The sequence below is a fragment of the Steroidobacter agaridevorans genome (assembly GCF_009932555.1).
In the GTDB taxonomy this organism is placed as follows: Bacteria; Pseudomonadota; Gammaproteobacteria; order Steroidobacterales; family Steroidobacteraceae; genus Steroidobacter; species Steroidobacter agaridevorans.
On sequence record NZ_BLJO01000003.1, the window covers coordinates 265,020 to 288,235 of the forward strand.

At 62.9% G+C, this 23,216-nt stretch carries 21 protein-coding genes and 1 riboswitch; of the genes, 8 read left to right on the forward strand and 13 right to left on the reverse strand.

The features are described 5' to 3' along the window. Window positions 1–116: 116 nt before the first annotated feature. From GYH35_RS12145 to GYH35_RS12170, 6 genes are read right to left on the reverse strand one after another with little or no spacing between them, the layout of a single operon-like run. Window positions 117–1,250, reverse strand: coding sequence for a CaiB/BaiF CoA transferase family protein (locus GYH35_RS12145; RefSeq protein WP_161828529.1), 1,134 nt, complete (start codon window positions 1,248–1,250; stop codon window positions 117–119). Then, the gene (locus GYH35_RS12150) at window positions 1,247–2,179 is read right to left on the reverse strand and encodes a hydroxymethylglutaryl-CoA lyase (RefSeq protein WP_161812094.1); all 933 of its coding nucleotides are present in this window, start codon (window positions 2,177–2,179) and stop codon (window positions 1,247–1,249) included. Before GYH35_RS12150 ends, GYH35_RS12145 begins: the two co-directional genes overlap by 4 nt. After that, window positions 2,176–2,787, reverse strand: coding sequence for a 3-isopropylmalate dehydratase small subunit (leuD, locus tag GYH35_RS12155; protein ID WP_161828530.1), 612 nt, complete (start codon window positions 2,785–2,787; stop codon window positions 2,176–2,178). The genes GYH35_RS12150 and leuD overlap by 4 nt, the downstream gene beginning before the upstream one ends. After that, window positions 2,784–4,166, reverse strand: coding sequence for a 3-isopropylmalate dehydratase large subunit (locus GYH35_RS12160; protein WP_202624323.1), 1,383 nt, complete (start codon window positions 4,164–4,166; stop codon window positions 2,784–2,786). Before GYH35_RS12160 ends, leuD begins: the two co-directional genes overlap by 4 nt. 14 nt (window positions 4,167–4,180) lie before the next feature. After that, entirely contained in the window at window positions 4,181–4,660 is a 480-nt protein-coding gene (locus GYH35_RS12165; protein ID WP_161812096.1) for a DUF3598 domain-containing protein, read from the reverse strand. Window positions 4,661–4,669: 9 nt separating this feature from the next. Beyond that, on the reverse strand, window positions 4,670–6,220 hold the full coding sequence (locus GYH35_RS12170) for an alpha/beta fold hydrolase (protein ID WP_161828531.1): 1,551 nt from the start codon (window positions 6,218–6,220) through the stop codon (window positions 4,670–4,672). Between the two features lie 85 nt (window positions 6,221–6,305). Between GYH35_RS12170 and GYH35_RS12175 the strand changes: the two genes are divergently transcribed. From GYH35_RS12175 to GYH35_RS12195, 5 genes are all read left to right on the forward strand, one after another. After that, the gene (locus GYH35_RS12175) at window positions 6,306–6,986 is read left to right on the forward strand and encodes an isochorismatase family protein (RefSeq protein ID WP_161812098.1); all 681 of its coding nucleotides are present in this window, start codon (window positions 6,306–6,308) and stop codon (window positions 6,984–6,986) included. Continuing rightward, window positions 6,986–7,891 (forward strand): polysaccharide deacetylase family protein, encoded by a 906-nt coding sequence (locus GYH35_RS12180; RefSeq protein ID WP_161812099.1) that lies wholly within the window; start codon window positions 6,986–6,988, stop codon window positions 7,889–7,891. Before GYH35_RS12175 ends, GYH35_RS12180 begins: the two co-directional genes overlap by 1 nt. Beyond that, entirely contained in the window at window positions 7,881–8,792 is a 912-nt protein-coding gene (locus GYH35_RS12185) for a polysaccharide deacetylase family protein (RefSeq protein WP_161812100.1), read from the forward strand. Before GYH35_RS12180 ends, GYH35_RS12185 begins: the two co-directional genes overlap by 11 nt. Before the next feature lie 104 nt (window positions 8,793–8,896). Next, on the forward strand, window positions 8,897–10,333 hold the full coding sequence (locus GYH35_RS12190) for an aldehyde dehydrogenase family protein (RefSeq protein ID WP_161828532.1): 1,437 nt from the start codon (window positions 8,897–8,899) through the stop codon (window positions 10,331–10,333). Window positions 10,334–10,539: 206 nt separating this feature from the next. Further along, window positions 10,540–10,618: riboswitch (cyclic di-GMP riboswitch) on the forward strand. Between the two features lie 95 nt (window positions 10,619–10,713). After that, the gene (locus GYH35_RS12195) at window positions 10,714–12,006 is read left to right on the forward strand and encodes a hypothetical protein (RefSeq protein WP_161828533.1); all 1,293 of its coding nucleotides are present in this window, start codon (window positions 10,714–10,716) and stop codon (window positions 12,004–12,006) included. 51 nt (window positions 12,007–12,057) lie between these two features. On the opposite strand, the gene GYH35_RS12200 is transcribed toward GYH35_RS12195, so the two are convergent. The 7 genes from GYH35_RS12200 to GYH35_RS12230 form a co-directional block, all read right to left on the reverse strand. After that, window positions 12,058–12,792: a DUF3108 domain-containing protein gene (locus GYH35_RS12200; protein ID WP_161828534.1), complete on the reverse strand. Its 735-nt coding sequence runs from the start codon at window positions 12,790–12,792 to the stop codon at window positions 12,058–12,060. After that, entirely contained in the window at window positions 12,792–13,148 is a 357-nt protein-coding gene (locus GYH35_RS12205) for a hypothetical protein (RefSeq protein WP_202624267.1), read from the reverse strand. Before GYH35_RS12205 ends, GYH35_RS12200 begins: the two co-directional genes overlap by 1 nt. Beyond that, the gene (locus GYH35_RS12210) at window positions 13,145–14,347 is read right to left on the reverse strand and encodes a class I SAM-dependent methyltransferase (protein ID WP_161828535.1); all 1,203 of its coding nucleotides are present in this window, start codon (window positions 14,345–14,347) and stop codon (window positions 13,145–13,147) included. The genes GYH35_RS12205 and GYH35_RS12210 overlap by 4 nt, the downstream gene beginning before the upstream one ends. Continuing rightward, window positions 14,344–15,399 (reverse strand): nitrilase-related carbon-nitrogen hydrolase, encoded by a 1,056-nt coding sequence (locus GYH35_RS12215; RefSeq protein ID WP_202624268.1) that lies wholly within the window; start codon window positions 15,397–15,399, stop codon window positions 14,344–14,346. The genes GYH35_RS12210 and GYH35_RS12215 overlap by 4 nt, the downstream gene beginning before the upstream one ends. Before the next feature lie 99 nt (window positions 15,400–15,498). Continuing rightward, window positions 15,499–17,058 (reverse strand): FAD-binding oxidoreductase, encoded by a 1,560-nt coding sequence (locus GYH35_RS12220; RefSeq protein WP_161828537.1) that lies wholly within the window; start codon window positions 17,056–17,058, stop codon window positions 15,499–15,501. A 14-nt stretch (window positions 17,059–17,072) separates the two neighbouring features. Further along, window positions 17,073–18,371 (reverse strand): MFS transporter, encoded by a 1,299-nt coding sequence (locus GYH35_RS12225; RefSeq protein ID WP_202624269.1) that lies wholly within the window; start codon window positions 18,369–18,371, stop codon window positions 17,073–17,075. After that, window positions 18,371–20,839 carry a TonB-dependent receptor gene (locus GYH35_RS12230; RefSeq protein WP_161828538.1) on the reverse strand — a complete coding sequence of 823 codons (2,469 nt, stop codon included), beginning with the start codon at window positions 20,837–20,839 and terminating at the stop codon, window positions 18,371–18,373. Before GYH35_RS12230 ends, GYH35_RS12225 begins: the two co-directional genes overlap by 1 nt. 351 nt (window positions 20,840–21,190) lie before the next feature. Here GYH35_RS12230 and GYH35_RS12235 point away from each other — a divergent pair, with 351 nt between their 5' ends. Genes GYH35_RS12235 through GYH35_RS12245 form a run of 3 tightly spaced genes read left to right on the forward strand, consistent with a single transcriptional unit; the run spans window position 21,191 to window position 23,212 of the window. Further along, window positions 21,191–21,862 carry a hypothetical protein gene (locus GYH35_RS12235; protein ID WP_161812108.1) on the forward strand — a complete coding sequence of 224 codons (672 nt, stop codon included), beginning with the start codon at window positions 21,191–21,193 and terminating at the stop codon, window positions 21,860–21,862. Then, complete coding sequence (locus GYH35_RS12240) at window positions 21,859–22,710, forward strand: HpcH/HpaI aldolase/citrate lyase family protein (protein ID WP_161828539.1); 852 nt, start codon at window positions 21,859–21,861, stop codon at window positions 22,708–22,710. The genes GYH35_RS12235 and GYH35_RS12240 overlap by 4 nt, the downstream gene beginning before the upstream one ends. After that, on the forward strand, window positions 22,703–23,212 hold the full coding sequence (locus GYH35_RS12245) for a MaoC family dehydratase (RefSeq protein ID WP_161812110.1): 510 nt from the start codon (window positions 22,703–22,705) through the stop codon (window positions 23,210–23,212). The genes GYH35_RS12240 and GYH35_RS12245 overlap by 8 nt, the downstream gene beginning before the upstream one ends. Window positions 23,213–23,216 lie beyond the last annotated feature (4 nt).

Sequence of the window (23,216 nt, forward strand, 5' to 3'; positions counted from 1 at the left end):
CCGACGAGCCGGGGCGGCGTGGATACGCAACGATTCCTTGCCGTCGAGCGGCCCGGACTATCTCCTACGCGTCAACGGACGACGGAACGCAGAGCGCTGTTGAGCGTGCAGTTATTTCACGATCCGAGGTAGTTGCGGAGGATCGCCTCGCGGTCCGCATCGATTTCGGACAGCGACGCCTCGCGCGCGACAAGCTCGCCGTCGAATGCAATCGGCAGCGTCGGCAGTCGCGTGGTCTTGCCGTCGCCGAGCTGCACCGATTCCAACGCGCCGGTGGCGAGCAGGTGCGGATCGTCGAGCATGTCTTCCGGTTTACCGATGGGCGCGAACGGCAACCCCGTGCCTTCCAATCGCTGGATGATTTCGGCCCGCGTGAAGCCGGCAATCAACGCTCTGATCTGCGGCAGAACACGGTCACGCTGTTGAACGCGGGCATTGTTCTTGCGCAGGGATTCGTCCGCCCACAGCTCGTTCAATCCAAACAGCTTGCAGAACTTCTCCCAAAGCGCATCGGTGACCACGCCGATGAAAACCGGCTCGTCCTTCGTCTCGAACACATCGTAAATGGCCCACGCCGAAATGCGCGCCGGCATGGGATTGGCAGGCTTGCCGGTGACCGCGAACTGCGCCATGTGCTGGCCGACCAGATATACAGTCGTCTCGAACAACGAGGCCTGGATGAGCTTGCCCTTACCAGTGCGATGACGCTCTTCGAGCGCGGCGAGCACACCGATGACACCAAACATTCCGCCAGTCACGTCGATGACACTCGCGCCGGCACGCAAGGGTCGGCCCGGCGGGCCGGTCATATACGCGAGGCCGCCCATCATTTGCGCGACTTCATCGAGCGCCGTGCGATCTTCGTACGGACCGGGCAGGAATCCCTTGGCGGAGCAGTAGATCAAACGAGGATTGGCGGCGGATAACGCTTCATAGCCGAGGCCGATCTTGTCGAGCGCGCCGGGCCGGAAATTCTCGATGAGGATGTCGCTGTTCGCCGCGAGACGCTTTGCGAGCGCGAGATCTTCTTCCGACTTCAGATCGAGCGCGATGCTCTGCTTGTGCCGGTTGTACATCGGAAAGTAACCGGCGCCCGAGCCGAGCAGCGTCCGCGTCTTGTCACCCTCGAGCGGCTCGACGCGAATCACATGAGCCCCCAGCGCGGCGAACATCGCGCCCGCGGCGGGGCCCATCACCATATGAGTGAATTCGATGACCTTCAAGCCACTCAGCGGCGCGGGCCGGCTCATGTGCGCACTCCATCGTTGAAGCCCAGGGGCAGGCCGGCATCCGGCGTGAATCCATACAACGGCTCGCCGGGTAACGCTTCGGCTAGGATGCGGCGGACTTCCAGCAGTTTTTCCAGATCGATGCCGGTTTCGTAGCCCATCGCCTGCAGCATGAAGACGAGATCTTCGGTGACGATGTTGCCAGAGGCGCCCGGTGCGAAGGGGCAGCCGCCGAGGCCGGCAAGCGACGCATCGAGCGTCGTGATGCCTTCCTCGAGTCCAGCGAGTGCGTTCGCGAGCCCCAGGCCGCGGGTGTTGTGAAGATGCAGCGTGTTGAGCTTGTTCGCGCCGATCTCCGCTTTCACCTTGCGCACCAGGCGTTTGACCTGCGCCGGGTTCGCATAGCCGGTCGTGTCGGAAAGTCCGACTTCAACTGCGCCGGCTGCAATCGATGCAGCAGCAAGTCGCACGACGGTGTCTTCGCTCACCGAACCTTCCATCGTGCAACCGAAGGCAGTGGACAAGCCGACCTCGAAGTGAGGACGGCTCTCGGCGGGTTGTGCAGCGACGAGCTCGGCGATTGCGCGAATCTCTTCGACCATCTCCGCGTGACTCTTGCGCACGTTCTTGAGGCTGTGCGTTTCGGACATGGAGAACGGAATGGACATCTTCTGCGCGCCGGCCGCGATGGCGCGTTCAGCCCCCTTGAGATTGGGAACGAGCACGGCGACAGACAGTCCGCGAATCATCCTCGCGAAGGCGACCAGTTCGGCGGTGTCCGCCATCTGCGGCAGGAGCGAGGCGGGCACGAAGCTGCCGACTTCGATCTCGCGCACACCGGCGGCCGCTTCGGCGGCAATCCACGCCTTCTTGGCATCGAGCGGCATGACGCGTTTGATGCTCTGCAGGCCGTCGCGCGGACCGACTTCGCTCAGGTGAATGCGTGTCATGGTTGTGTGGAGAAATAAATCCAGGGACGCGCGAGCCGGTCCGCTCGTTGAAATGCGGCAATCCGCTCGCGATGTTTCAAGGTGAGCTCGATGCCGTCGAGGCCTTCGAGCAGCATGGCCTTGGCCTCCGCGCCGATCGCGAAATTCCAGCGCTGCGAACCCGCCTCGACCTGCTGTTGAGCGAGATCGATCGTCACAGGCTCGTTCGCGGCTGCAATCGTAGCGACGCTTCCTCGATCGAGCACGACGGGCAGCACGCCGTTGCGAATACAGTTGCCCGCGAAGATCGGCGCGAAGCTCGGAGCAATGATGGCGCGAATCCCGTACTCGGCGAGTGCCCACACGGCGTGCTCGCGACTGGAGCCGCAACCGAAGTTGTCGCCGCCCAGGAGAATATGCGCATTGGCGTAACGCGGCTGATTGAGCACGAAGGCAGGATCAGGATCGCGGCTGCCAGGTGAGAGATAGCGCCAAGGCGCAAACAAACCGGCAGCGAGCCCGGTCTTGCCCGTGCTTTTCATCTCACGCGACGGAATGATCGCATCCGTATCGACGTTGTCGCGAAGCAGGGGAGCGGCGACCGATGTGAGTACGGTGAACGGCGTCATGATCGCAGCTCCCGCGGATCGGCGATGCATCCTGCGATGGCGCTGGCGGCCACCACTTCGGGGCTGGCGATGTGCGTGCGAATGTTCGGGCCTTGTCGCCCTTCGAAATTGCGATTGGTCGAAGAGATGACGCGCGAGCCGGGCGCGAAACTTTCGCCGCCCGCGTAGAAGCACATCGAGCAACCGCTCTCCCGCCATTCGAAGCCTGCTTGTTCGAAGATCGCATCGAGACCTTCCGCTTCGGCGGCTCGCTTCACATGCATGGAGCCAGGCACGCACAGCGCCTTGACGCCGGGCGCGACGCGCCGGCCTTTGAGCAGCGCCGCCGCGCGACGCAGATCCGATAAGCGGCTGTTGGTGCAGCTGCCGATGAAGGCCGCATCGATGGGCGTGCCGGCCAGGCGCTGTCCAGTCTCCAGGCCTATATATAGGAGTGCCCGTTCCGGCGCACCCGAAGGCACTGTGCCGGAAATGCCGATGCTGTGCTCGGGGGAGGTGCCCCAGCTGACCATGGGTTCGATGCTGCTTGCATCGATGACGATCTCGGCATCGAACTGCGCACCCTCATCGGTGTGAAGGGGCTGCCAGTGCTTCACTGCCTGCGCTCGCAACTCGCCAGCCGGGGCATAGCGGCGGCCTTCGAGCCACGCAAATGTTTTCTCATCGGGGGCGACGATTCCGGTCATGGCCGAGAACTCGGTCGCCATATTGCACAAGGTCATGCGCGCTTCCATGTCGAGCGCAGTCACGGTTTCGCCGGCAAACTCGACGACGTGACCTTTGCCGCCGCCCGCGCCGTGACGTGCGATCAACGTGAGGATCATGTCCTTTGCGGTCACGCCTGGTGAAAGCGCACCAGTGAAAGTTACGCGCAGGGTCTTCGGGCGGGACAAACGCAACACTCCCGTTGCCAACGCGTGCTCGGCTTCGGAAGAACCGATGCCCCATGCGAGCGCGCCAAACGCGCCTTGGGTGCACGTGTGGCTGTCAGGTGCAATCAATGTGCAGCCGGGCAGCACGATGCCCAGCTCCGGTGAAATCACGTGCACGATGCCTTGATCGGGATCGGTGACATCGAAGAGCGTGATGCCGGCTTCGCGTGCGGCGCTACGCGTTTCCGTGATGAATGCCTGACCGCCCGGCATCAAGGTTCGATCGTTACGGCCACGCCGGGTATCGACGATGTGGTCCATGACACAGAAGACGCGCGATGGATCGGCGATCGGGCGGCCGGCTTCACGCAGACTGTTCAGTGCGGCGGCGCCGGTGCGTTCGTGCAGGAAAATGCGGTCGATAGCGATCAGGTCGACGCCACCGTCGAGGGTGGCGACGACGTGCTGGTCCCACAGCCTGGCGAACAGTGTGGTTGGCTTGGACAGCGCCGCTCCTCCAGCTACTTATCGTACGACTGCCAGTCGCGACTGACGAGCCGCTCCTGAATGGCCGTGCGCGTTTCCAACTGACCGTTGCGGATCCAGTGCCAGGTGCGGCAGCGGTTCTGGCCGTCATCCGACATCTGAATCATCTCGTAAAGATACAAACTGGGATCGCCCTGGCGCTGCCAGTACAGCATCACCGTGCGGCGATATTCATCGAGCGCGACTTCGGCGGCCCAGCCCTTGATCAACTCATTGTCCCACCACACGCGCTTGTCGGCGTAGCGCGCCGGGAAATCGCGGACCTCGGTGCGGCCATCGGCCCAGGTGTAGAAGTTGGTCTGGTGATAAGGGTGCGGGCCCTGCGCGGGAAAGCGACACAGCAGCCGGGATTGATGCTCGTCGATCTTCACGCCGGCGGCGTTGTAATAAATATAGACGCCATCCCACACCCCTTCGTGGCGCGCGAGTACCGGCATGTCTTCACGAATTCCCATGCGAATCTCCTAAACCTTCGGTGACCAGATGTCGGCGCGTTCCTTGGCCCAGGCTGCTCGTTCCCATGTTGTGATTGCGGGTGCGCCGGCCAGAAGCTGCTCGCGATCGACGTTGAGCAACGTTCGGAGCAACGCGCGGCCCGAGCGTGCTCGAATCAAACTGCGATGCTCCAACGCGAGCGCATCCGGCGCGATGTCGGCGGCTTCGAAAGGCACGGCGTTCGGTGCCTTGCCGTCGAACCACGGCCAGAAGAAGTGACTGGCGCGCACTGCGCTCCAGGCCGCGTTCAAATAACTGCCGAAGCGATCGGGCGTGAGATCGGGAATGGCGGTGTCGGCCCACCGCTTGACGTCCTGCGGCTGCGGGATGTGTGCGTTGATTGCGCCCCAACTGCTTGCGTCGATGGCTCGGGCAACGTCGGCTGCGAGGAATGCAGACAAGCCCTCGCCAACGATCACGCGCTTGCCGTTTGCGCCAAGGACTTTCATCGTGGCCCTGACCACGGCGCTCCAATCTTTCAACTCCGCTGCGTGACCATCCTGCCACTCATCCGACAAGCCATGGCCTGGCAGATCGATTGCGAGCACGCGCGACGTATCGAGCAGCTCCGTCGATCGTCCCGGCGCGTGAAGCACGACCGTGTCGGCATCGCGCCGACCGCTCCAGTGAATCAAGCCATCGAAGCCAGGCACAGTCACAACGACGAAGCCGGCATCTTCGTTCTCAGGCGGAGCAGGGCACGGAATCGGCGGCGTCTGACGCACATGCTGCAAACACGCCGCTTCGAGATCGGCTGGCGTCGCGACGCCTCGCGCGCTCCAGTTCGGTGGCAACGTGCCCAGTCGCGGAATGTGTGAATGGAGCGGATCGCCCTCGTAAGCGGCAATGAGCACGGGCGGCGTTTTCGCCGTCGGGGCCGGAATGTCTCGTGGCGCTTTCAACACCGCACCGTAGCCGGCTCGGTAAGCGTCACCGCTGTCGAGCATGTCGCGTACGACAGCGTCGGTGCGAACAGGATCGTCATGCGCCACACGCAGGCGCGACCCATTGCGCACGTCGAACCAGGGGAAGAACCACGTCTGCTCGAGAATGCGATTCCACAGCCACACCAGGTGCTCGCCGTAGGCGCTGGGCTGGAACGGCGGCAGGTAGCCCTCGCTGAAGTGCGCCATTTCCTGCGGCGTCCAGATCGCATAGCCGCCGATGGCCAGCGCGGTGAAGCGCTCGGGGCTGCGCTTGGCCGCACTGACCAGAATGATGCCGCCGGAATGAAAGCCGTAGGCGGCGGTGCGCTCGAGGCCCAGCGCGTCCAGCAAGTCGAGGTAATGCTGCGCGAAAGCGCCGATGTCGGGCGAGCCCGGCAACGGATCGGACTGGCCGAAGCCGGGCGAATCCGGCGCGATGCAGGTGAAGTGCTGGCCCCACTTGCGCATCAGCGGCTCGTACTCGGCCGAGCTGCGCGGGCTCTGGTGCACCATGATGAGGCTCGGCCCGGAGCCGGCCCGGCGGTAATGGACGCGACGGTTGCCGACGCGCACGAAATGGCGGAAGATCCTCATGCCACAAGTTTGTCCGGACAACTTTAGTTACACAAGCCTTTTTTGCGGACTTGAGCGTTAAGCGCTGATTTCGCGGGGAGTGAGCATGCAGCCGATCGGAACCAAGATGGTGTGCGATGGACGCACCGCGCGACAGATCTTCGAGCAGACCATGGCCAACCCGGCCCGCAACAAGTTCGGCTTCGGGGAAAAGCTGGCCATCGTCAACGTCGATATGCAGCAGGCGTACACGCGCATCGACATGTTCAAAACCGCGTATGAGACCGACCCGCGGCAAATCGAGTACATCAACACCATTTCGCAACTGGCGCGCAGCCGGGGCATGCCGGTGATCTGGAGCCGCGTCGGTTACAAGGACGATGCGGGCGATGCCGGGGTGTGGGGCATCCGCACCAACACGCCGGACTCACTGCAGAACATCAAGTACGGCAGCGAGCGACACGCGTACGATCCGCGTTGCGCCATCGATCCCAACGACTTGCAGTACACCAAGCGGATGCCGTCGGCATTCTTCGAGACGCCGCTGAACAGCTATCTGCGCTGGCACAAGGTGGATACGGTAGTGGTCACTGGCGGCAGCACGTCGGGCTGCGTGCGAGCCACGGCGGTCGACGCGTTGGCCTATGGTTTTCGCACCATCGTGCCGATCGAAACCTGCGCGGACAAACACGAGAGCTATCACTTCGCAAATCTCACGGACCTGCAATTGAAGTACGCCGACGTTGAGCCGGTGCAGGTTGTGATCGATTGGCTGGAGGCGCGCTGATGGACACTGTGCAACGAGCCGATCCGCAGCTCTACGATTTCAAGCCGTATCGCGCGCGGCCGAAGATCGTCTGGCCGGGCGGCAAGCAGATCGCCGTGTGGGTGGCGCCGAATCTCGAGTACTACGAGCTCGATCCGCCCGCCAATCCGAATCGCAAGAGCTGGACCAGGCCGCATCCGGACGTGGTCGGCTTCTCACATCGCGATCACAGCAATCGCGTCTCGCACTGGCGCATGGCCGAGGTGATGACCAAGTACGGCTTTCCAGGCTCGGTCTCGCTGTCGGTGGCGCTTTGCCAGCATCATCCTGAAGTCGTTGCGGACGCCAATCGACGCGGCTGGGAATTTTTCAGCCACGGCATCTACAACACGCGCTACACGTACGGCATGGACGAAGCGCAGGAGCGGGCGATCATCGAGGATTCGATTCGCACGGTGCGCGAAGCCACGGGCCAGACGATTCGCGGCTGGCTCGCGCCCGCGTTGACGCATACGACACGCACTCTCGATCTGCTCGCGGAGTACGGTTTGCACTACACCTGCGATCTGTATCACGACGACCAGCCGCAGCCGGTGAAGGTGAAGTCGGGCCGCTTGATTTCCATTCCGTACAGCCTGGAAGTCAACGATCACTATGGATTCTTCGTCTACAACATGTCACCGCGCGACTACGCGGATGCGTTGATCCGTCAGTACCAGCGGTTGGCGAGCGAAGGCGAGCAGTCGGGCACGGTGATGTGCATCCCGCTGCATGCTTATTTGATCGGGCAGCCTCATCGCATCGGGCCGTTCGCCGAGGTGCTCAAGCATATCGCTGCCGACGGCCGCGCCTGGATTGCGCGCGCGGGCGAAATTGCGGATCACTATTACGATCATCACTATCAGGAGGCCGTCCATGGCGCTTGAGCCTTCGTATCTCGAATACGCGAAGCGTCGCGAGGGCTATGACCACGACTTGTACGAGTGGTCGTCGATCTTTTCGCGCAGCCCGGTCGGTTGGCCGGGCGGCAAGTCGGTTGCGGTGTGGGTGTGCGTGAGCCTCGAATGGTTTCCGATGACGCCTTCGGACAAGCCATTTCGCGCACCGGGGCACATGGTGACGCCGTATCCGGACTATCGGCACTACACGGCGCGAGAGTACGGCACGCGGGTAGGTTTCTATCGACTGCTGGATGCGTTCAAGAAAGCCGGCGTGAAGGCGTCGGTGGCGACCAATGGCGCGATCGCCGAGCGTTATCCGCAGATCATTCGAGATATCGTGGCGGAGGGGCACGAGATCATTGCCCATTCCACTGACATGAACGGCACGATCGCGACGGGTCTGCCCGAAGCAGAAGAGCGTGCGTTGATTGATCGCTCGCTCGCGGCGCTGTCGGTTGCGGGCAAGAAACCCTCCGGATGGTTGTCGATTGCACGCTCGCAGAGCTGGAATACGCCGCGATTGCTCAAGGAGGCAGGGCTGACCTACATGTGCGATTGGGCCAATGACGAGCTGCCATACGCGTTCTCGAACGGCCTCATCAACTTGCCGCTCAATCATGAGCTGTCGGATCGCCAGGTCATCACGGTTCAACAGCAATCGATCGATAGCTATGCCCAGCAAGTCGTCGATGCGTTCGATTGGCTGGCCAACGAAGCGAAGAGTCATGGCGGCCGCGTGCTTCCATTGCACATCACGCCGTACATCGTCGGGCTGCCGTATCGAATCGATGCGTTCGAGAAGTTGCTCGAGCAGTTGAGCAAGCGCCGCGAAGCCTGGTTTGCGACCGGAGAGGATATTGTGACGAGCTGGCGCACGCAGCAGTGAGCCTGGCCAATTTCGATTCGCCACCCCCAACAGACTGCTGTCGTCACGCCGTCATTCCTGTTCATTGCTGCGCTCAGAGTGAGCGCTAGCTTGCGAGTACTGCCATGAGCATTGCCGTTGTTAATCCGCGCACGGGCGCGGCTGATTACTCGATTGAGCCGGTTCGCGCCGACACAGTTTCTCCGCTTGCTGCCGACCTGCGAGCGCGGCAGCGGGCTTGGCTGGAGCTGGGTGCAGAAGGTCGAGCGGGCTCGCTGCGGCGGCTGGCCGAGAGTGTCGCGCGGCATCGCGAGGCGCTGGTCGCAGCGTTGATTGACGACACGGGGCGTGCTGGGTTGTCGTCAATTGAGGTCGATAGTGTCATCGGCATGTTGAATCGCTGGGCGCAGAGCGCGCCGGCTTTGATCGCTCGCTATCAAGCGTCCGGTCAGAGTACAGCGATCCCGTCGATCACGACTTCAACGCGGCTCGTGCCTTACAGCCTGGTCGGTGTCATCAGCCCTTGGAACTTCCCGCTGTTGCTGTCGATGATCGACACAGTTCCGGCGTTGGCGGCGGGCTGTGCGGTAATCGTGAAGCCGTCCGAGATTACGCCGCGCTTCATTCGCCCGTTGATGCAGGCGATCGCCGAAGTCCCAGAGGTCGCCTCCGTGTTGACGGTGATCGAAGGCGACGGCTCCACGGGCGGCGCGCTGATTCCGAACGTCGATTTCGTGGCGTTCACCGGCTCCGTCGCGACCGGTCGCAAAGTGGGCGAGAGCGCCGCACGCGCGTTCATTCCAGCGAGCCTGGAACTAGGCGGCAAAGATCCGCTGATCGTGCTCGCGAGCGCCGATCCTGTGAAAGCGGCGGAAATTGCCTTGCGCGCGTCCGTGGTGAACACCGGGCAGGCGTGCCAGTCCATCGAGCGCGTTTACGTCGCGCGCCCCATCGCCGAGCGCTTCCTGGCCACGTTGGTTGAGAAGGCGCAGGCCGTGCGGCTCAACTATCCCGACATCAAAGTCGGTGATATCGGTCCCTTCATCAGCGCTCGACAGGCGGACATCGTGCAGACACAGATCGACGACGCGGTGTCACGCGGTGCGAAGCTGTTGGCCGGCGGACGAGTCGAGACGCTGGGCGGCGGGAAGTATTTGCGACCGACGGTTCTCACCGAGGTCACGCCTGACATGCTCGTGATGGCCGAGGAAACGTTTGGTCCAGTCATCCCTGTAACGATATTCGATTCAGCGGACGAAGCCGTCGCCCACGCCAACGCCGGCATCTTCGGGCTCTCAGCCGCCGTGCTCGCCGGCACAACCGAGGACGCGGAGCCGGTCGCCGCGCGCATTAACGCTGGTGCGGTGTCGATCAACGACGGCTCGTTGACAACAATGGTTTGGGAGGCCGAGAAGTCGAGCTTCGGTGCGAGCGGACTGGGTCCGTCACGCATGGGAGACAGCGGGTTGCTGCGTTTCTTTCGCAAGCAGTTGCTGATTCGCCAGAGCGGCGCGCCGGCGCCGCTCGCAGCATATTCAGAAGAAGGATTGCGGCCGCGCTAACGACGAGCGCTCCGAAGTCGTCAGTTGATGTCGCAACGCCGCGCGCATCGCTCCAACAGTCCTGTGGCCAGCACTTAGTCGAAGGTCGCAGATTCAACCCGTGCCGGCGTGATTCATTCGTCACAACGGCCCGTATTGGATCAGTTATGTCTGGTCCGCGCCGCTGGCCTTCGCAACTCAATATGTTTGCCTCGACAGATTCGATCTGGCGATAAAGGCACACCCGGCGTGAGCCGGGCTCGCAAAGCTACGGGTCTCCGTTCCAGGAGACGGCCGGGTACCGAACTGGATGCAGCGTCTGGCGACGAGAGCTCCAACGGCTCGCGTTGTTCTTGCAATGCCCTCGATGTTTGCAACTCAACTGCATCAGGAGTTTCGGTATGTCCACGATCCCAATCGTCAGTCGTTCGACGGCGGCCATCGGCGTGCTCGGCCTCGGCCTGATCTTGTCCGCGGCGAGTTTTGCAGCCCCACCCGCCAAGCCGGCATGTACCACCAACGGTCCCGTGTTGATGACGGCCATCTCGCCGGCCCAGTACTCGTACACACAAGGCGAGGCGGGCAGCGAGAGCTTCCAATTTACCGTCAGCTCGCCCGCGGTCCAGGTGAATGGCAACTGCGATAGCAGCTTGCCGCCGAAATTCGGCAACGGCAATGGCACGGATCCGTCGATCCTGCCGCTGACGGTCAGCATCGCCAAGATCGAAACAGGGGGTATCGCGGTCACTGCCTCGACCGCGGCTGCCCTGCAAGCGGCGTTGTCCTCCTTTACGACGGCGCCGTTTCAGCTGACACCGCCGGGAAGCGGCAGCCAGACGATCTCGTTCTCCTTCGGCAATTCCGCCGCCATCCCTGTCGGCATCTACGATGTAACCGTGGAGGTGAAGCCGTCGGAGACGGGCGTCGGTGTCGGCACGGCCAGCCGGTCGTTTGCCATCCAGGTCGAGGAACCGCAGGTGCTGGACACGCTGGCGCCGACGGTGAACATCGTGGCGCCGGTCAGCGACGCCTCGCTGAAGGTGAATGACAGCTTGCTCGTCAACTTCACCGCCGTGGATCCGCCGGAGGGCGGCGCCGGTACGGGCGTGATCGCCACACGGGCAGCGATAACGAGCTGCGCGGGGAGCTTCAATTACAGTCTCAGCTCCTCACTGACCAATAGCCCAGCGCTTCCGGTAGCAGCCGACACCACGGTGACCGCGACGACCGGCGTTACTCCCTGGCTGTATGTTGGTGAGTTTACCCTGACGGCCGAGGCCGACGACAACGCAGGGCACACGGGATCGGCCATCCGCACGTTCAGTGTAGGCGCGATGGTCGGTGCCTTGCCGCCCATCAGTGTTCCCAATCGGCAGTTCAATGCCGGTTCGACACTGCCCATCAAGTTCAGCATTACGGATGGCGTCGGCGCGCTGCTGCCGCCGATGGACGGCATCACGGTGAGAATCACTGCGCCCTCCGGTGCGATCGAACAGCGCGTTGCAGGCTCGGGCGCCAGTAACATCCGCTGGGAGACCGACGACTATGGCAACGTCACGCAATACATCACGAACTACGTGATTCCGGCGACCGGCACGTATCAGGTCGACATCCTGATCGGCGACGTCTGCGGCGCTCCGGCTCTACAGGGCGGCTTCAAGTTCGTCGCAGCCAGCAAGGGTGGCAAGCAGTAACGGCACATCGGCAGGGTCCTTACGGGGCCCTGCCGGTTCGAGCGAATGAGCCTAGCTGCGCTGAAGCTCCACCAGCTCGTACCACGTCTGCATATAACCGCCGACGCCGCCTTGCACGAAGACGGCGTCGTCATCGGCAGTCACCCAAACATCGTAGTGCGGGTGCTGTTTGCCGCCCATGCCCGGGCCGTCATCGTCGACAAATCTGAAGTGGCGGCATTTGAACGTGCCCGCCGCGACGGTGATCGTTTCCTCGCCGACGTATTCCAATCCGATATTGACTTCCGCGATCTGTGGCGGCGTCGCGCCTCGATGATCGGGCGAGGGCACGAACACACGGATGGTGCGTCGATGCGGACCCTTGCTCAGGTCCATGCACCGCGTGGTGTAAGCGTCGCCGGCGACCGGGTGAGTGCCGAAGCCGTCGATTGCGCCCGCATACTCGACCCGCTGCGACAGCCGCCCGATGGAGGGACCATAGCTTTCGCATTCAACCAAACCGCCGTCGTTGCCCGGCTCATGACGCAGCCAGCCGGAGCCCATGAAGCGATCGCCGACGGTCAGATGCACATGCAGGCTCTGCGGCCGGCCCGCGCTGTCCAGCGAATACATGATGTCGCGTAGCACGGTGGGAGCAGGCTCTTCGATCTCGCAGCGAGCGCGGAAGATCGCGCTGCCGTCGCCGTGATGCGTGAAGGTGAACCATTCGCGGCCGCGCTCTTTGTCGAGCATGTCGGGCTTCTTGGAGGTATAGCGGATGAGCCCGCTCACAGCACGATGTTTCATCAATTGTCTCGCAAATCCACGCTGATATCGGCGACGGGTTTTTCGTCCGTCTGCATCGCCTCCATTTCCTGCTGTACGCCGCGCATGACGCGGGCGATGTATTCCTTGGTCATCAAGCCGCGCTGGTAAGCGGCGTCGCGATCGGGCTGATACTTATCGATGTCGGCGCGGCTGATCGTGCCTTTGGCGTCGAGCAGGCGTTCCACCGTGTCGAGCCGTTCTTTCAGCACCGACACCTCGCCGACAACGGCGAGCAAGATGGACAGCATGCGCTCGCTACTCGGGTCGCCGAGAAAATCGGGACGCTTACCCTTGGCTCGCGCGCCGGCGCGCAGGATGTAATCGATGTCGCTCATGATTGCGGCTTCCAGGCTCCGTACGCATTCCAGACGGCGGCACGACCATGGTCTTCCTTCTCACCCGATGCGGCGACCGGGAAGACGGTGGGGTCGACGACCGCGCGCACGCCTGTCACAAACTGACTGGAGCGGGGCAGGCCGGCCGCCTCGATGACCTGCTTCAGATCCATGGCGTGCATGGCCGACCAGAACGGCTCGTTGTTGTTGAAAGCGTCCCAGTCGCGAATGAACTGCTCGTACAGCGGCATCTCATCCGAGTATTGCGGCTGTTCGAGATGCAACATCAAGCCGCCCGGCGCGAGGACGCGCACGCCTTCGCGAATGATTTGAGGCAGCGCCTTGCCGGACAGCTCGTGCAGGAACATTGTCGTCTGCACCCAATCGAAATGCCCGTCGGGGAAGCGGCTCAGGTCTTCGGCGTTCATCTGGATGAACTTCAGATTCTTCGCACCGAGAGCTTGAGCGCGTGCATGTCCGTATCGCAGGACGGGCGCGGCGGTATCGATCGCGATGATTTCAGTGTCCGGAAACGCGAGCGCGAGCGGCACGATGTTGTGGCCGATGGTGCAGCCGACATCGAGAATGCGCTTCGGCGTCCAGCCGGGGCGCTCACGCTTGATCCATTCGACGAGCGCCTGACCGCCGCCATCCGATAACGCGCCTAGGCCACCCGCGGTGGTCGCGAAGATGCCGCAGTCGTAGTTTGCACCGGCGGATACATCGCCAGGACGCTCTTCGCCGTGATAGGAGCCGGGCATGCAGTGAATATCCACCGCATTCTGATAGCGAGGCGTGGCGACCGAAGGATCGAGCTGCAGGGTCGGCCGGTCGGCGTTGAGCTGACGAGCTTTCGCATCGAGCGCATCCAGCTGACGCAGCACCATCGAGCGGCCGTTCTGCTGACGCATTTCCATGGAGTTGCGCTTGCAGGCCGACCAGAAGCGATGCCACGGATCCTTGTTCATCGCGTGCCGGATTTCGAAGCGGTCTTTCGGATCGCGCCGATGCTCGGCGCGGAACGCGGGCAGCACGCGCTTTTCGTAGGCGAGCTTGTTGCCGGGACCGATGACGCCGGACAGATACTTGTTGAAGGCGGTGAGGAAGTTGAAGCGCGCCGCCTCGTCGTGAGTCGGCGTCGGAAACACTTCGTGCCGGGTCACCGCGGTGTACGGCGGCGGCACATCTTCACGTTTCATATGAGCCCATCCTTCGCGAGGCGCTCGATCACTGCTTCATGAGCGCGCAGAAAATGATTGCGGTCCGGGACTTTCACCTGGCCGTTCTCGATCAGGCCGTTGGCCGGCTGCCCGACGGTGGCGCCATACACGGCCGCGAACGGCTCGAGCCGCTGACGCGCCAGGAAGTTGGTCATGCCCGGCTTGCGTCGCTGGTGGCGCAAGGCGTCCAGATTGAGATCGGCGAACGCGGTAAAGGTTTCGCCCGTGTTCGCTTCGGCCAGCACCGCACCCTTGTAGTCGACGACCACGGAATTGCCGTCCGCCGAAGCGAGCGGGAGCGTGGTGTCCTCGATGCCGGCGGTATTTGCCGACACGACGTACGCGATGTTCTCCATCGCTCGCGCGCGCTTGGCGAGCGCTTTCGGCGTCATCAGCGGCGAACCGATTTCGGAGGAGCTGTGCACGAAGATCTCGGCGCCGCGCAGCGCGTGGGCTCGGGCGATCTCGGGATACAGAATTTCTTCGGAGGCGATGGCGGCGAGGTTGCCGATCTCGGTGCGAGCCACCGGGAAGACGCCGTCCATGCCGTAGATGTCCAGGTACTTCGACCAGACGTCGTGAGGCGTCGGCGCGAACATCGAGTTCAGTCGGCGGTAGCGCAGCACGACGTCGCCGCTCGGTCCGACGACGAAGCTCGTCTGGAAGTAGAGGCCGGGAAAGTGAGTGTCGCGCTCGTACGCGTTGCCCGCTAGAAACAACTGCTGTGACTGTGCGACCTTGCCGAGGGCTTGATACTCGGGACCGTCGATATCGAGCGCTGCTTTGGCTGCGAAGTCTGGAATGGAGATGCGGCCCGGATAGCTGGTCAGCACGTACTCCGGCAGCACCGCAAGCTTTACGGGTGTGCCGCCGTACTGCTGAACAAATACGCTCGAGCTCCGCAACTTCACGCCGATCTGTTCGATCATTGCGAGCATCTGCTGACTCGCGGCCGCGCGATCGGCCAGACGCTCCACCGAGCGGGCTGCGATTTGCAAAGCCACGGCTGCGTATTGAGAGACCGCAGTCATATTGTTACCCCGCGATGTATCGTTGGCTCCGGCGGCAGACGAGGGCAGACCTGCTGCCACCATTCCCGCGAGCATTTGCCGGCGATCGATGCCCATCCCTCATAGTCCCAGGCTGCCGGGATTCATCAGGTTGTTCGGATCGACGGCCCGCTTCACCGCTTGCAACAGCTCCCACGCGCGCGGATCGCTTGCTTGCTTCAGCGGATAAGCGCGACCGACCTGCAAATGAGTCGCGCCCAGCTCGCGGAAGATTCCGATGAGTGACGTGCGCAACTGCTTGACCAATGCGCGAGCCGACTCATTCGCGGGAAACTGTTTGAGCTTGGCGAGATGCGCCGACTCGACGGAGCGGCGGTGGATGTCCTGCAACTCATCCGGCCAATAGAACACGGGCTCGATCAGACAAGTGGAGCGATTGACCGCGCACAGCAACGCGCCGGTTGTCACTCCGTTGTCCGTCATGGCAGTCGCATGCTCGGCAAACATGGCTTGAATGCGATTCCAGCCTTCGACCAGTCGGCTGTGCGGCAGGAAGCCGTGCACTGGCACCCAGCGCTCGCCTTCCGGTCCGACCATCGAATTCACCGGCGGGAACGGATTGGCACGCAGGATCTTGGGAATCGTGTTCTCGACACCGTGGCCGCCGAATTGAACGGCGATGGCTTCCACCGCTTTCATATCGGCATCGACCGCGCTTTGATGGCGGCCCTCGGCGATCACATGCAGCGAGAAGTGAGCGTCATCGAGGAACGAGCGGCCGGCGGCGACGACTTTCGCGCCTTCCTTAAGAGCTTTCCATGCCGACCCCTGCGCCTTCATCATGTTGACCAGCGACTGCGCATCCTTGGTCAGGCTCTCGCGCTTCATGCGTTGAGCTTGCAGGTTCGGATCGAAGCCGAAACATTCAGATGCCAGCCCCTCGCGTGAGACCGCGCTCATGGCTTTGAAGTAACCCTCCGCCTCGGGGAAGCTGAAAGAGCCGTACGCAAAGGCGGTGCCTTCGCGAACCACTTGCAAGGTGATCGTCGCTTTCACGCCCAGCGCGCCACAATCGGCGGCGAACAGGCCGGTGATATCGGGGCCAAACGTACGGAAGAAGTCGCTGCCAGTCTTCACCAGGGTTCCGTCAGCGAGCACGACTTCGAAACTGATCGCCGCATTGACGACCGTGCCGCCGGACGCGCCCCAGAAGATGCCGTTCTGACTCATGCCGCCACCGACGGTGGCGTTGATGCCAGACAAGGTGCCCCAGGCCAGCGCCCGCAATCCCTTCGGTTTCAACGTGCGCTGTAACTGATCCCACGTGCAACCAGCTTCGACGGTCACAGTCATGTCCGTCTCATTGATCTCGAGCACGCGGTTCATCGCGGCCGTATCGACGAGCAGCGCTTGTTTGCTTGGCGCGAGATAGCCGCCCGTGTAGCTCATGCCGCCGCCGCGAGGAATGATTGCGACACCGGCTTTAGTAGCCGCCGCGATTCCGCGAGCGAGCTCCTCTTTGTTGTTCGGACGAAGCACGGCGAGCGCAGTTTCGCCGCCGCTGTAAACATCGTGCGAGTAGTAGCGCAGTTCGGCCGGATCGGTCACCAAGGCTTGTGGGCCGACGGCGGCAGCAATCGCCGCCAGGGGATCGTTTGCAATGTGCATCGAAGCGTTCATATCAAGCGCCGGGATCAGGAAGCGCGGACCAGCTCGGGGTCGGCGTCGGAGTTGGGCTCGGCGAATTTGTCGTTGTAGCGGCCCAGCGCCAGCAGCATGGCGCCACCCACGGCGAACAACACCATCGCGACCAGCAGCATCGGATCGTAGCCACCGGTGCGGTCGCGCACGATGCCGTAGATGATGGGGGAGATCGCCGAGCCAATGCCGAAGGGCATGTAGAGCACGCCGTAGATGCGGCCGTAATGCGCCATGCCGAAATACTTCGCGGCGAGGAACGCGATCACGTCGGACTCCGCGCCGGCAGCGAAGCCGAGCAGGAACGCGCCCGTCATCACCAATGGCAGACTGGTGTCTGTTCCCATCAACAGATAACAAGCCAGTGCGGGCAACAGCAGGGCAGGGAAGGCGACGCCCGGCGCCCAGAAGCGATCGAACAGGAAACCAACGAGGAGTCGTCCAGTGAGAATGCCGATGGCGACGACGCCGAGCACGCTCGCGGCGACTTGAGCCGAGAAGCCATGCAGCCCGACGATCTGCGCGATGTGAATGTGAGCACCGCCGTACGCGAACGCGATCATCAGGATCGAGCCGAGCAGCACCCAAAAACGATAGCCGCGCGCGGCTTGTGCGAGCGTGATGCCAGCGACTTTTCCGTCCGCTCCACCGACACCGGCGGGGCGCTCGTCGGCGCGCGGCTCACGAAACCACAAATAACCGATCGGCAGTGCGACCAGTATCGGCAACAGTGCGACGACCGGAAACGCCATGCGCCAGCCCCCGGCGGCGATGGCGCGCTGTGCGATTTGAGGAACGACCAGCGCGGCGAGGCTCGTGCCCAACAACATGATGCCGAGCGCGAGGCCGCGATTGCGGTTGAACCATAAGCTGACGGCGCGACTCCAGGTCACCGGCGTCGAGCCGATGCCGATGGCGCCGAGCGCCGCCCAGAACAAGAAATAACCGCCCAGCGAGCCGGGCAGAAAGTAGAACGAGCCGAACATCAGCCCGAACAGGAACAACGACAACAAAGCGACGGGCCGGACGCCGAAGCGGTCGGCCAGCCCGCCGAACACCGGCGCGAGCAACGAAGCGATCAGACCGAAGATGGTCACGCCCGCGCTCACCGAGGCGAAATCCCACCCGAATTCCTTGTGGATCGGGCCCATCACCAGCGGCAGCACGTTGAACGGCAACGGCGAGGCGCCGCACGCCACGCCGAGCAACGCCGCCACCAGCGGTTTGGAGCCCCGCTTGAATTCCGAAGCTGGCCGCGCCGACGTGGTGTCGGCGCGGCTTTCGCCTGCTGTCATCAGAAGTTGAACCTCGTGCGAAGCATCCACTGCATCGGAGCGTTGATGTAGGCAGTGTTGGCCAGCGATGTGTTGACCGCCGTCTCATTGAAGCAGTTCGTGCACTCGGCCGCCACCAGCCAGCGATCGTCCGCTCCGAACAACGTCAACGTGGCATTCACGAACCAGGCCTCGGGGCTGTACGAGCCGGTGATGTAGTCGCCGCTGTACGGGTTGGAGGGGAACGTGCCGTTGGTGCCAGTGACCGAGCCGCTGTAGATGGTCAGGTTGTTGGTCGACACTTCCTGCTCGGTGCGATAGCTGGCGTTGAGCGAAGGCACCAACGTCATGCGGCTCGAGCCCAGCGGGATGTCATAGCTTGCACCGAACGAGAGCGTCACGTCCGGTGTGCGCACCGGTTCGGCGATCTGACCTTCGGCGGTGATGATGCCGGCGGCGCAGGCGGCGACGGCGGGGCTGGCGTTCGGAATCGCACCGGTCGACAGCTGTTGCTGACACAAGCGTTGTTGCGCGCTCACCGACTGGATGCCGTACTCGTCGAAATCCGGCGCATTGCGGTCGATCTTGTACTTGTCATCCTGGTAGCCGACGTTCAGGTACGTGGTCAAGCCGTCGATCGGCATGTACGTGAGCTCCAGCTCGATGCCCTTGTTCTCGTAATCCGCGAAGTTGCGGGTCAGGAACGTCATCGAGCCGTTGGCGTTGAGCAGCGCCGACGGGGTCTGCAGGTCGGCCACGTCCAGGTAGAAGAGCGTCACGTTGGCGCGCAGGCGATTGTTCAGCCAGTCGGTCTTGGCGCCGGTCTCGTAGCTCCACACCTTCTCAGGGCCGAACGGCAGGACGCTGCGAGCCGGCGTGCTGCGGGCGTTCCAGCCGCCGGACTTCATGCCGCGGGTCGCCGAGGCGAACAGCAGCACGTCGCCAGAAGGCTGATAGTTGACGGCGAAGCGCGGTGTCCACATGTCCGTGCCCATCTCTCGCGGAATCGGCTTGCCGGACGGGGAGATCAGGTTGACGTTGTCCATGCACGTCGCCTCGATCGTGCCGTCGTTACAGCTCGGACGATTGTCGCGGATCGACATCTTCTTGGTTTCGTCGGTGTAGCGGATGCCGGCCGTGAGCTTCCACTCGTCGGTGACGTTGAAGTCGGCCTGCGCGTAACCGGCGAGGGCTTCGGTCGTGTTGTCCAGCACGCGGTCTGCGAGCAGCAGCGTGTCGCCGAAGATGTCGGCGAAGTCCGTCGTGTTCTTCTCATCGAGGTAGTACACGCCCGCGACCAGGTCGGCGAAGCCGTCGCCGAGGCTGCCGTTCAACTTGATTTCCTGGCTGAACTGCTCGTGCGAGCCGTCATTGAGGATCGTGAAGCCGCCACGGGTGAAGCCGCGAACCGGCGGAGTCGGCGAGGCCAGCGACGGGCCGCCACGGCCATCGTAGAAGTCCAGCGCATATTGCTGGGTCGTGTCGACGTAGCCGGTGATGAAGCTCAACTGGAAGTCCGGGCTCAAGTCGATCTGGAAGTTCGAGGTGAGCAGATCGGTCTCCGAGCGGGCGCCCAGCAGATAGTTGGCCTTGCGGCCCGAGATCACCAGCGGGGCGTACGGCGCAGCGCCGGTTGCGCCTTCACGCAGGCCGGTGGTCGCGAAGCGGCCGTTGCAGTCGGCGGGATTCGCCGGGTTGCACTCGAAGTTGAGGATGTTCTCGCCATCGGCCTCGATCTTGGCAAACGAAGCCGACCAGGAAATCGTATCGGTGAAGTCGGCCTTCAGGCCGACGCGGGCGCCCCAGCCGTCGTCGTCGTTCAGACGATCGCCGGTGGTGACATTCTTCACGTAGCCGTCGTCTTCCTGCCAGTAACCGCTGAACTTCACCGCCAGCTTGTCGAGCACCGGCACATCGATGGAGCCGCGTGCGACCTGCTTGTTGTAGCGGCCATAGCCGATCTCGGCGTAGCCACCCAGCTCGTCGCCGGGATCCGCCATGATCATGCGCACCGCGCCGCCGGTGGTGTTGCGGCCGAACAGGGTGCCCTGCGGACCGCGCAGCACTTCGACGCGCTCGACGTCGAACAAGCTCAGGTTGTTGGCGTTCTGGCGGCTCAGATAGATGTCGTCGACGTAAGTGCCGACCGGCGGGTCGAAGGTGGCCACCGTCTCGCTGTTGCCCAGGCCGCGCAGATAGAACGCGTTCGCCGAGCCGAGGCCGGTGTTGTTCTGGGCCACCATGTTCGGGATGTACTGACCGATCTGCAGGGTGTTCGACACGCCCTGGCTGGTCAGCTGTTCGGCGGAAAACGCCGAGATTGCGATCGGCACTTCCTGTGCGCTTTCGGTGCGGCGCTGGGCCGTCACGATGACTTCTGTGATGCCCGACGAGGCGCCCTCGTCGGATCCCGCATCGGTCTGTGCGTACAGCGGCATGGTCACGAGGCTGGTCGTCAGAGCTGTGGCCAGGCCAAACAGATTGCGCATATTCCCCTCCCGTTGTTCTCGAAGCGCGGCAAAAAAGTTGTCCGGACAAATCTCACTAAACGCGCACCTTGTCAAGCGTGCACTGGGCGGGCTGCGAGCGCGCGCCGCGGGAAACCGCCGCCGCACAATGCTTTAGAGTTGTATGGACAATTGTAACGGCGCGCATTCTGCGACTTGGCCCGGCGCCGCGCAGGCGTCGCATGCGCGCTGCAATGCTGTGCAAAAAAAGGCCGCTTGCAAAAAAGTTGTCCGGACAAATACCATGGGCGCTATGATGATTACGAGCCTGTAATCGAGCGCCCACGAAGCGCAGTCGGCGCCAGGCAAAAGACGACGGGAGATGCACGAGCGATGCCACTGATGTATCCGACACTGGTTTATCTGCACCTGCTGTTGTTCGTGCTCTGGCTCGGTGCAGACGTCGGTGTGTTCGTGCTCGGACAGCACTTTCGCAAGCGGGAGACCTACACGCTCGAGCAGCGCCTGGCGTTGCTGAAGTTGCTGGTGCAGGTGGACATGGTGCCGCGTACTGCGTGGGCGCTCATGGTGCCGCTGTCTCTGTCGGTGGTTTCGGCCGGTGGTTGGTGGGCCGTGCCGGGCTGGCTGCTCGCGGCGGCGTGGCTGGCGGGATTGGTCTGGCTGTGGCTGGTGTGGGATGCCCATCTGCACGATCAAACACCGCGCGCCGCGCGCAATCGCAAGATCGAGTTCTGGCTCAAATGTTTCATCATGGTCGGTTATCTGTGGATCGGCGCGCAGTCGCTGGCGACAGGTGCGCCGCTGATTCCGACCTGGCTCGCGGCCAAAGCATTTCTGTTCGGCGTGATCTTCGCGGCCGCCATCATGATCGATGTTGCATTCAAGCCGGTGGGGCCGCAGTTGGGACGCCTGATCAAGGAAGGCTCGAGCGACGCCACCGAGAAGCCGCTGCGCGCCACGATGGATCGCACGCGCTGGTGGGTGTGGGCCGTTTACCTGTTGCTGGTCGTGACTTCGTATCTCGGCGCGGTGAAGCCGCTATGACGAACGCGGCAAACGATATCGCCAGTCTGCTGTTCGTACCGGGCAGCAAGCCCGAACGCACATCGAAAGCGCTGGCCGCGGCGGCCCGCGTTGTTTGTATCGATCTCGAAGATTCGGTCCCCGCATCCGACAAGGTCACGGCGCGGGCCGCCGCGCTCGCTGCGTTGGCTGCGGGCGATCGACGCCTCGCTCTGCGTATCAATGGCATCAAGACGCGCGCCGGCTTGGAAGATTTGCTGGCGCTCGTCAATGCGAACGTCGCGCCGCCGTTGTTGTTGGTGCCGATGGTCGAGAGCGCAGCTGAGATCGCGGTCGTTACAGCGGCGTTCGACGGCAACGCGCCGGCCATCGTGCCGTTGATCGAAACGGTAAAGGGATTGCGGGCGGCGCATGAAATTGCGGCTGCACCGGGCGTCGGCGCAATGATGTTCGGTGGCGGCGATTTCGCCGCCGAGCTCGGCGTGGCACTGGCGTGGGAACCGCTACTCGCCGCGCGCGGCGCTTTCATTCTCGCGTGCGCGGGTGCAGGCGTCGGCGCTATCGATGTTCCATTCATCGGTCTCGACGATCAGCAAGGTTTGATTGCGGAGACCCGGGCCGCGAAGCAATTGGGATTCACGGGCAAGGCGGCGATTCATCCGGCGCAGGTCGATGCAATCAACGCAGTGATGTTGCCGACGGCGGAAGAAATCGCCGAGGCGCAGCAGGCAGCACAAGTATTCGCAGCGGCCAACGGCGCCGCTGTGCGTTTCAAAGGCCGCATGCTCGAAGCACCGATCATGCGCCGTTATCGACGAATTCTGGATCAAAGCAGTTTGACGAACATGCGGAGCGAGCACGATGCGTGATGGGGTCATTGAAGTCAGTCCGGGCCGCTATCGCGAGAGCTTTGGACGTTATTACGAGGATTTCGTGGTGGGGCACGTGTATGAGCACCGTCCCGGACGCACGATTACCGATACCGACAACGTGTGGTTCACGTTGCTCACCATGAACACGCACCCGGCGCACTTCGATTACGAGTTCGCCAAGAAGACCGAATTCAAGAAGCCGCTGGTGTGCTCGCCGTTCACGGTCGCGCTGATGGTCGGCATGAGCGTCTCGGACGTGAGTCAGAAGGCGGTCGCCAACCTGGGCTGGGACAACATCCGGATGTCACATCCGCTGTTCCCCGGCGACACGCTGTATGCCGAGAGCGAAGTCATCGACAAGCGGGAATCCGCCAAGCGTCCCGAGCAGGGCATCGTGACCGTCAAGACGACGGGCAAGAACCAGCACGGCGACATCGTCTGTACATTCAGCCGGACCATGCTGATCTGGAAGCGCGGTTGCGGTCCGGTCGGCGACTGAGGGA